Origin of the sequence: Luteitalea sp., from assembly GCF_044337415.1 — a bacterium.
In the GTDB taxonomy this organism is placed as follows: domain Bacteria; phylum Acidobacteriota; class Vicinamibacteria; order Vicinamibacterales; family Vicinamibacteraceae; genus Luteitalea.
The window spans coordinates 1-2598 of the sequence record NZ_JBIINP010000395.1 but is presented as its reverse complement, the minus strand read 5'-3'; the positions used below and the strand labels follow the sequence as shown (position 1 = coordinate 2598).

The following is a 2598-nucleotide window of genomic DNA, read 5'->3' as shown; positions in this document are numbered from 1 at the left end:
CGCCGTAGACCACGGTGGCCCCCGCCTCACGCGCGGCCTTGCCGATCTCGTAGCCGCGCAGGGCATTGCCCGTGTGGATGCCGATCCCCACCGTGTCGCCGCGTTTCAGGATCGCGGGATCGAGGGGCTCGAGGGTTTCGTCGACCAGGATGGGCGTGCCGAACGTGTCTGGCGTGGCCGATGCCAGCACGTACATCCAGCGGGGGGTGATGACCCCGATCCCGAAGGACACGTGACTCGGATTGACGAGATATACGCTCAAGGTGCAACGGCTCCTAGGAGAGACTCGACAAGGTCGTCTTCAGGCTTCACCTCGCCTGCGGCAACCTCCATCTGCGCCATGACGGCGATCGTGTGCACGCCGGGCACGCGCGGCGTGCATCCCTGGGCCAGCTGCAGCACACGCAGCCGCGCAAGGGTGACGAACGCGAACGCGCCAAGATCATCAGGGCGCTTGACCATGGGACAACAGCCTCCAGGTGCACGGGGGAACGAGAACGGCGCACCACGCGGACAGACGGGAGTCCCAGGCTCATGACACGGCGTGTGACCGCGACTGCTGGCTCGGTGAGGCGCCAGTCTATCACGCGGGATCGGCCCGCTCGGGCGCATGGCAGAATCGGCCGCATGCACAGGATTCGCGCGTTCCTCTCGGCCGTGACATGGGCTCGTCGCACCAGCGCATTGCTCGTGGGGCTGGTGCTCGCGGCCAACTCGGCCGTAGCCCAGCCGCGGCCGTCGGCACGCGACCTCGGCGTCGCGCCGGGCCCCTACGCACCAGGTGCCGTCAACGCCATCACCGACGTGCGCGGCGTGCGCGTGGGGCAGGTCACGATCGTCCGTGGCGACGAGGTCCGGACAGGGGTCACGGTCATCGTGCCGCACGAGGGGAACGTGTTCCGCGACAAAGTGCCCGGCGCCGTGTTCGTCGGCAACGCCTTCGGCAAGCTCGCCGGGTCGACGCAGGTGCGCGAACTCGGCACCATCGAGACGCCGATCGTGCTCACCAACACGCTCGCGGTTGGGCCGGCCATCGAGGGCGTGGTGCGGTGGACCCTCGCGCAGCCGGGCAACGCCGACGTGCGCTCCGTGAACGCGCTGGTCGGCGAGACCAACGACGGCGGCCTCAACGACATCCGCGGCCTGCACGTGACGGCCGCCGACGTCCGCCGTGCCATCGAGGCGGGGGCCCCCGGTCCGGTCGAGGAGGGTGCCGTCGGCGCCGGCACCGGCACCGTCGCGTTCGGCTGGAAGGGCGGCATCGGCACCTCGTCGCGCGTGGTGCCGAAGGGCACCGACACCTGGACCGTCGGTGTCCTCGTGCAGAGCAACTACGGTGGCCGCCTGATGATGGACGGCGTGCCCTTGTGGAAGGCGCTCGCGTCGGCGCCGCGCGAGGCTGCCGCCGACGGGTCCTGCATGCTCGTCGTCGCCACCGACGCGCCGCTCGACGCGCGCGACCTCGAGCGCCTGGCCGCGCGGGCCTTGTTCGCCCTGGCGCGGACCGGATCCACGTACGCCAACGGCAGTGGCGACTTCGCCATCGCGTTCTCCACGCACCCGTCGCTGCGCGTCGCGCACGGTGTCGACACGCCGCAACCGCGCACGGCGATGCCCACCGACGGCGTGTCGCCCCTGTTCGAGGCCGCGATGGATGCCACCGAGGAAGCCGTCTACGACTCGATGCTCAAGGCCATCGACACGACGGGTCGTGGCCGGACCGTGCGTGCCCTGCCTGTCGACGAGGTGCGGCGCGCGCTGGCCACGCGCGCGTATCGGTAGGCCACACGGGCCACAGGCCACAGGCAGCCTGCCGCCTGCAGCTCGTGGCCTTCACCGCGCCAGATGGGCCGCGCCGGCGATGGCGATGGCCTCGAGGACCCGGACACGGTAGGCCTGCTCACCCGTGTCGAACTGCGCGCCGTCGTGGTCGCTGCCGTTGCTCACCAGGGCGACGATGCCGATGGTGGCGCCGCGGGCCTGGCCGAACGCGAAGAGCGAGGCCGCCTGCATCTCCACCGCCAGCACCTCCTCGGCTGCCCAGGCCGCCAGCTGCTCGGACGTCTCCCTGTACGGCGCGTCGGTGCTCCAGACGCGGCCGCGGCGTACCGTCGACACCGGCGCCAGCGCGCGCGCCAGCTGGTCCGCGAGTGCCAGCGACGGCGAGGCGACCAGCCGCGCCGGGGGCAGGTAGTGCAGTGAGGTGCCCTCGTCGCGGACGGCGTCATCGGCCACGACAATGCACGGCAGGGGCAGATCGGGCGACACCCGCCCGGCCGACGTCAGCCCGACGATCACCGGCACGCCGGCGGCGTGCAGCTGCTCGGCGACCAGCACCGCGTACGGACCGCCGATGGTGCGCGGCACCACGCCGCAGCGCATGTCCCCGAAGGTCACGCCCAGCATCTGTGTGTGGAAGCAGGCCCATGAACGTACCGGCGCGACACCCGGCAGGCCCACGAGTCCGTCCCACAGGTCGCCGTCGAAGTCGAGGACGCAGATCGGCGGCAGCGGGTCGTCGGGCAGTCCCCGCGAGTCGCGCACCGCCTGCATCAGGTCCTCGGGGCGGAACGCCGAGGGGGCCTCGAGGGGATGGGC

General features: G+C 71.7%; 3 protein-coding genes and 1 pseudogene. 1 reads left to right on the top strand and 3 read right to left on the bottom strand.

Features of this window, described 5'->3' with window-relative positions:
* Together ACIRDX_RS22790 and ACIRDX_RS22785 are read right to left on the bottom strand one after the other, a co-directional pair.
* A pseudogene (locus ACIRDX_RS22790) lies at positions 1-262 on the bottom strand (radical SAM protein); the annotation flags it as partial.
* A complete protein-coding gene (locus tag ACIRDX_RS22785; RefSeq protein ID WP_396627703.1) occupies positions 259-462 on the bottom strand; it encodes a hypothetical protein in 204 nt (67 codons plus the stop codon). The pseudogene ACIRDX_RS22790 and the gene ACIRDX_RS22785, both read right to left, overlap by 4 nt.
* A 165-nt stretch (positions 463-627) precedes the next feature.
* Between ACIRDX_RS22785 and ACIRDX_RS22780 the strand changes: the two genes are divergently transcribed.
* The gene (locus ACIRDX_RS22780; protein WP_396627702.1) at positions 628-1782 is read left to right on the top strand and encodes a P1 family peptidase; all 1155 of its coding nucleotides are present in this window, start codon (positions 628-630) and stop codon (positions 1780-1782) included.
* 51 nt (positions 1783-1833) lie between these two features.
* On the opposite strand, the gene ACIRDX_RS22775 is transcribed toward ACIRDX_RS22780, so the two are convergent.
* The coding region (locus ACIRDX_RS22775; RefSeq protein ID WP_396627701.1) for a nucleoside phosphorylase at positions 1834-2598 on the bottom strand (765 nt) is incomplete at its 5' end.